This window comes from Gryllotalpicola sp., assembly GCF_027352875.1.
Classification (GTDB): domain Bacteria; phylum Actinomycetota; class Actinomycetes; order Actinomycetales; family Microbacteriaceae; genus Gryllotalpicola.
Genome location: NZ_DAIEII010000053.1, coordinates 44,419 through 50,640 on the forward strand (window position 1 = coordinate 44,419; position 6,222 = coordinate 50,640).

At 73.0% G+C, this 6,222-nt stretch carries 6 protein-coding genes; 3 read left to right on the plus strand and 3 right to left on the minus strand.

Going from position 1 to position 6,222, the window contains the following annotated elements:
- The first annotated feature begins 52 nt into the window (after positions 1-52).
- Positions 53-2,104 carry a 7,8-didemethyl-8-hydroxy-5-deazariboflavin synthase CofG gene (gene cofG / locus M7D61_RS06480; protein ID WP_298228748.1) on the plus strand — a complete coding sequence of 684 codons (2,052 nt, stop codon included), beginning with the start codon at positions 53-55 and terminating at the stop codon, positions 2,102-2,104.
- Positions 2,097-3,626, plus strand: a complete 1,530-nt coding sequence (locus M7D61_RS06485; protein WP_298228750.1) for an NAD(P)/FAD-dependent oxidoreductase — start codon at positions 2,097-2,099, stop codon at positions 3,624-3,626. Before cofG ends, M7D61_RS06485 begins: the two co-directional genes overlap by 8 nt.
- Here M7D61_RS06485 and cofC read toward each other — a convergent pair.
- Genes cofC through M7D61_RS06500 form a run of 3 tightly spaced genes read right to left on the minus strand, consistent with a single transcriptional unit; the run spans position 3,561 to position 6,089 of the window.
- Complete coding sequence (gene cofC / locus M7D61_RS06490) at positions 3,561-4,205, minus strand: 2-phospho-L-lactate guanylyltransferase (protein ID WP_298228752.1); 645 nt, start codon at positions 4,203-4,205, stop codon at positions 3,561-3,563. The genes M7D61_RS06485 and cofC overlap by 66 nt on opposite strands.
- Positions 4,202-5,077, minus strand: a complete 876-nt coding sequence (gene cofE, locus M7D61_RS06495) for a coenzyme F420-0:L-glutamate ligase (protein ID WP_298228754.1) — start codon at positions 5,075-5,077, stop codon at positions 4,202-4,204. Before cofE ends, cofC begins: the two co-directional genes overlap by 4 nt.
- A 10-nt stretch (positions 5,078-5,087) precedes the next feature.
- Positions 5,088-6,089: a TIGR03557 family F420-dependent LLM class oxidoreductase gene (locus tag M7D61_RS06500; protein ID WP_298228756.1), complete on the minus strand. Its 1,002-nt coding sequence runs from the start codon at positions 6,087-6,089 to the stop codon at positions 5,088-5,090.
- 17 nt (positions 6,090-6,106) lie between these two features.
- Between M7D61_RS06500 and M7D61_RS06505 the strand changes: the two genes are divergently transcribed.
- The coding region (locus M7D61_RS06505) for an endonuclease/exonuclease/phosphatase family protein (RefSeq protein WP_298228757.1) at positions 6,107-6,222 on the plus strand (116 nt) is incomplete at its 3' end.

A 6,222-nucleotide genomic window follows, 5' to 3' on the forward strand; every position in this document is an offset into this window, starting at 1 on the left:
TGGCCGCGGGACCCCGGCAATGTCGTGAACTCTTCGACCCCGAGGCATCGCTATGGCCGTTCCGCTCCTGCTTCGCACCCCCGCCGCCGCACCCGCGCGCCCGGCCGGGCTCGACGACGCGCTGGCGAGCATCGAGGCGGGGGCTTCCGGCGCGGCGGTGACGCGCGAGGCCGCCGAGGCGCTGCTCGACGCGCGCGGTGCCGACCTCGACCGGCTGCTGGCCGTCGCGGGCCGCATCCGCGACAACGGATTGCTCGACGCCGGCCGGCCGGGCGTCATCACCTACTCGCGCAAGGTCTTCCTGCCCCTCACCCACCTGTGCCGGGACCGCTGCCACTACTGCGTGTTCGTGCAATCCCCGGGAAAGCTGGCCGCGGCGGGCATCTCGCCGTTCCTGGAGCCCGACGAGGTGCTGCGCATCGCCCGCGAGGGCGCGGCGCTCGGCTGCAAGGAGGCGCTGCTCACCCTCGGCGACCGCCCGGAGGACCGCTGGCCGATCGCCCGCGAGTGGCTCGCCGAGCGCGGCTACGCGTCGACCCTCGAGTACGTCGGCGACATGGCCCGTCGCATCCTCGCCGAGACCGGCCTGCTGCCGCATCTCAACCCGGGGGTCATGTCCTACGACGAGCTCGCGGCGTTGAAGCCGGTCGGACCGTCGATGGGCATGATGCTCGAGACCACCTCGCGGCGGCTCTACGAGGACCGCGGCGAGGCGCACTTCGGTTCGCCGGACAAAGACCCTGCGGTGAGGCTGCAGGTGCTCGAGGATGCCGGGCGGCTCGCCATCCCGTTCACCTCGGGGCTGCTGCTCGGCATCGGCGAGTCGGTGCCGGAGCGCGTCGACACGATCATGGCGCTGCGCGAGATCGCCGAGCGGCACGGCAATCTGCAGGAGGTCATCGTGCAGAACTTCCGCGCCAAGCCTGCGACCGCGATGCTCGCCGCGCCCGACCTCGAGACCGAGGAGTACGCCGCGGCCATCGCCGTGACGCGCGTGCTGCTCGGGCCGGGGCTGCGCGTGCAGGCTCCGCCGAACCTCACCGATCCGGGCGAGCTGGCCCTGCTGCTGCGCGCCGGCATCGACGACTGGGGCGGCGTCTCGCCGCTCACCCCCGACCACGTCAACCCCGAGCGGCCGTGGCCGCAGCTCGACGAGCTCGCGCGGCTGACGGCGGAGTCCGGATTCCTGCTGCGCGAGCGGTTGACGGCGCACCCGCACTATGTGCGGGAGGCGCGGGATGCCGGCGCCGACTGGTTCGCGGGCGACCTCGGATCGCGGCTCACCGCTCTTGCCGGGGCCGACGGCCTCGCCGCCGTCGACGTCGTCGACGTGACGCGGGTGGCGGATGCCGTGCGCGCCGAACGGGTCGGCGAGGTCGTGACGTACGTCGTCAACGAGAACTGGGATTGGGGGACTCCGCCGGCCGAGTGGCTCGCCGAGCGGGCCGATGGAGACCGCGCAACGACCGAGGTCTGCATCCAGGGGTTCTCCCCGCTCGGCGCCGAGGTCTCGCTCGCTGCGGTGCGCGCCCTCAAGGCCGCGCGGCCGGGCATCCACGTGCACGCCTTCAACCCTGAGGACATCGCCCGCGGCGCCGACGAGACGGGCACCTCGGTACCGAAGTTCCTGCGGCGGATGATCGACGCCGGCGTCGACACGATCCCGGGCACGCGCCCTCGCGCTGCGGGCTGGCGCGAAATCGTCACCGCCGCGCACCGGGCGGGCCTGCGCTCGACCGCGACGATGGTCTTCGGCGCCGGCGAGACGCGCGCGGATCGTGCCGCGCACCTGGGCGTGCTGCGAACGATTCAGGCCGAGACCGGCGGCTTCACCGAGTTCATTCCCCTCCCCGCGCCGTCGGCCGCCGGTGACCTCGCCCTGGCGCGCGAGGTCACGGCGATGGCGCGCATCATGCTCGCGGGCGCCATCGACCACATCCAGGCGACCTGGCCGCGCCTCGGGATCGAGGCGGCGCTCCCCCTGCTCGAGGCCGGAGCCGATGACCTCGGCGGCACGATCGGCCGGGTGTCGCCCGCCGAGTTCGCGGCCATCGCCGCCGCCGCAGGCCGGCCCGTCCGGCAACGGACGACGCGCTATGCCTGAACTCGTCATCGTCGGAGCCGGCTTCGCGGGGCTCGGCCTGGGCATCCGGCTCAAGCGGGCCGGGTTCGACGACTTCGTCATCCTCGAGCGGGCCGGCGACGTCGGCGGCACCTGGCGCGACAACGTCTACCCGGGCGTGGCCTGCGACATCCCCTCCCATCTCTACTCGTACTCGTTCCGCCCGAAGCCGGACTGGTCGCGGGTCTTCGCGCCGGGGGCCGAGATCCAGGACTACCTGCGCGAGGCCGCCCGCGAGGAGGGGCTGCTGCGGCACATCCGGTTCCACGACGAGCTGGTGAAGGCCGCCTGGGTCGAGTCCGAAGGCAACTGGACCGTGCACTCGACCGGCGGGTCGATCACCGCCCGGGTCCTCGTCATGGCCGTCGGCCGCCTCAGCGAGCCGCAGGTGCCCGGCATCCCCGGCCTCGACGCGTTCCCGGGCCGCGCCTTCCATTCGGCGCGCTGGCAGGACGAATCCCTCGAGGGCTTACACGTCGGCGTCGTCGGCACCGGCGCGAGCGCCGTGCAGCTCGTGCCCGAGCTCGCGGGCCGCGCGGGCCGGCTCGTCGTCTTCCAGCGCCACCCGGCGTGGGTGCTGCCGCGGCAGGACCACGCCTTCACCCCGGCGGAGCAGGCCGCGTTCGCGCGGGGGTCCAGCGGGGCCTCGCGTCACCGTGGTCTCGACACCGGGCCGCGGCGCGGACTCGATTCGCCCGGCTATCGCCAAGCGCTCTTCGACGAGGCCGAGGCGCTCTTCCCGGCACGCATCGCAGGCTCGCCGCAGATCGCCGCGCTGCGCGAGCGGGCCGAAGCGCACCTCGCCTCCTCGGTCGCCGACCCGGCGCTCCGCGCCGCCCTCACCCCCGACTACGAGATCGGCTGCAAGCGCGCGGTGTTCTCCGACGACTACTTCCCCGCCCTGCAGCGCCCGGGCGTCGTGCTCGAGCCGAGTGCGCTCGCCGCGGTCGACGGCAGCACCGCGGTGGCGGAATCCGGTGCCCGCTACGACCTCGACGCCCTCGTGCTCGCCACCGGCTTCGAGACGACCAGGCCGCCGTTCGCGACGCGCGTCACCGGCCGCCACGGCACGCTCGCCGGCCACTGGGCGCACGGCATGACGAGCCACGCGTCCACCGTCGTCACCGGCTTCCCCAACCTGTTCGTGCTCGACGGGCCCAACGCCGGCCTCGGCCACAACTCGTCGATCGAGGTCATCGAGGCGCAGCTCGACTACGTGCTCGGCGCGCTCGACTGGCTGGGCGGGCATCCGGATTCCGTCCTCGACGTCACCCCCGAGGCGGAGGCCGCCTATACCGAGCTCCTGGACGAGGCCGCCGAGCGGACCGTCTGGGTGCAGGGCGAGTGCGCGAGCTGGTACACCGACCACGGTCGTCTCACCCTGCTCTGGCCGGGCACCGCGGCCGAGTTCCGGGAGCGCAACGCCGGCTTCGACGCGTCAGTTTTTGCGCAGCAGAGGCTTCGTGTAGCGGCCGGGGGTGACGTGGTCGAGGTGCTCGACTGAGTCGACGTCGTTGCGCAGCCCCGACTCGTCGGGGATGTCGAGCGCGGTGAATCCTGCAGCCGCGTGCGCGGCCGCCGAGCCCGGCCCGAACAACGGCCCCGCATCGACCCCCGGCGCGAGCGTGATCATCGTCGTGCCGGTTCCGGCGCGATCGGGCACATAGGACATCGGGTGCGCCTCGGCCTGGGCGAGCGCCTCGGCGAGCTCGGTCACGGTGAGCCCGGGCAGGTCGCCGAGCAGGGCGGCGATGTGGCCTGCCGCATGGGGGCCGGAGCGGTACTCGTCGATTCCGTACGCGATCGCCGCGTTGAGGCCGTCGCCCGGGTCGGGCAGAACCTCGACCCCGGCGAGCGACGAGTGCGGCGCGACGCATTCGCTCGAGCCGAGCGCCCGGTCGAGGCCGGGCTCGTTGCTCACGACGAGGATGGCGGCGACGTCGGGGACTTCGCGGGCCGCGCTGATGGTGTCGAAGAGGAAGCCGAGTGCGAGGCGTGCCCGGACATCGTCCTCGAACGCCCCGGCGAGGCGGCTCTTCGCGTCGGGAGCGCCCTTGAACGGGATGACGACGACCCAGCTCATCGCGACCCGCCCGCCGGCTGAGCGGCACCCGCAGGGTGCGCGTCGGAACCGGGCCTTGAACCGGGCCCTGGCCGCGATGCGCCGCCTCCGGCGACTGCCCGGCCGTCGTCGAAGCCGGCCGCGTACGCCTCGTCCGTGCCGAGCCGGAACATGTCCGCCTCGCCGGTGCGCGGCAGCGCGCGCGCACCGGGGGTGTCGACCTCCGCGGTCACGAGCCGTCCCATTCCGCGCACCACAGCAACAGGATGCCCCGAAGCCTTGCCTTTCACCAGATCGCCGAGTCCGGCGATCTCGTCGGCGACGACCGGGATCGTCACCTGCAGCTCGCGGCCCGCGGAGTCGACGGAGCCGCGCAGGTCGTCGACGACGGCCATCCCCGCCGCACCGATGGCGATGTCGGTCTGACCGATGCGCCAGGCCCGGCCGAGGGTGTCCGAGACGAGGACGCCGAGCGGCACGCCGAACCTGGCCCGCAGCGCGGCGCACAGCGCCCGCGCCGAGGCGTCGGGGTCGAGGGGCAGGAGCAGCACCGTCCCGGCCGCGGTGTTCGAGGCGTCCACGCCCGCCGCCGCGCCGACGATGCCGAGCCGGTTCTCGACGATGCGCACGAGCGATCCGTCCGGTCCCGGCCGGGTCGCCACGACGCGGACGGTCTCGGCCGTGATGGCGTCCTCGCGGGTGCCGGCGTGCACGATGCGGCCCTCGGCCTTGGAGACGATCTTCGAGGTGATGACGAGGATGTCCCCCGCCGCGACCCCCTCCGCCGACGCGGCGAGCGCGTCGCCGATGACCGCGGCCAGCGCATCGCCGGGCACGATCTCGGGGATCCCGTCGAGCGCCCACGCGCTCACCGCCCCCCGCGAAGCACCCACGGCCGGCGCCCTACCGGTGCAGCTTCGGCAGCACGTCGCGGCCGAAGACGTCGATCCACTCGCGCTGGTTGCGGCCCACGTTGTGGAGGTAGACCCTGTCGAAGCCGAGGTCGACGAACTGCTGGATGGCGGCGCGGTGCACGTCGGGATCGGATGAGATCACCATGCGGCCCTCGAAGTCCTCCGCGCGCACGAGCTTGGCCATCTGCTCGAAGTCGTACGGCGAACGGATGTCGGCCTTGGGGAACTTCATGCCGCCGTTGGGCCACTCGCGCATCGCGTTGGCGAGGGCCTCCTCGTCGGTCGGCGCCCACGAGAGATGCAGCTGGAGGAAGCGCGGCGCGAGCGCCGGATCCTTGCCCGCCTCGCGCTGGCCCTCGTCGAACTTCTCGAACAGCCCGCCGATCTTCTCGAGGGGCGCGCCCACGGTGATGAGCCCGTCGACGGTCCTGCCGGCACGCTTCGCGGTCACGGGCCCCGCGGTGGCGACGAGGATCTCCGGCGCGGCCGCGCCGATGGACCAGAGCCGCGTCGACTCGAGCTTGTAGTACTTGCCGTCGTGCTTGACGTCCTTGCCGGTGAGGCCCGACTTGAAGAGCTTCTGGATGATCTCGATGGCCTCGAACATGCGGTTGATACGCTCCGGCGCCTCGGGCCAGTAGCCGCCGACGACGTGCTCGTTGAGCGCCTCGCCCGAGCCGAGCCCGAGCCAGTGGCGGCCGGGGTACATCTCGGAGAGGGTCGCGGACGCCTGCGCGACGATCGCCGGGTGCTGGCGGAACGTCGGTGCGGTCACCCCCGGCCCGAAGTCGCCCGTCGTCCGCTCGCCGAGGGCGGCGAGCACGTTCCAGACGAATGAGGCCTGGCCCTGCTGCGGCACCCAGGGCTGGAAGTGGTCCGCGGCCATGACCCCGCGGAATCCGTTCTCCTCCGCATACGCCGAGAGCGCGACCGCCTCGGACGGGGCGAACTGCTCGAGCATGGCGGCGTAGCCGACCTGGAGGGATGCCATGTCCCTAGTCTGTATCCATGCGTGTCGCGACGTGGAACGTCAATTCCATCCGCACCCGCGTAGGCCGCGTGGTCGACTGGCTGGTGCGCGAGGACGTCGACGTGCTCGCGCTGCAGGAGATCAAGTGCACCCC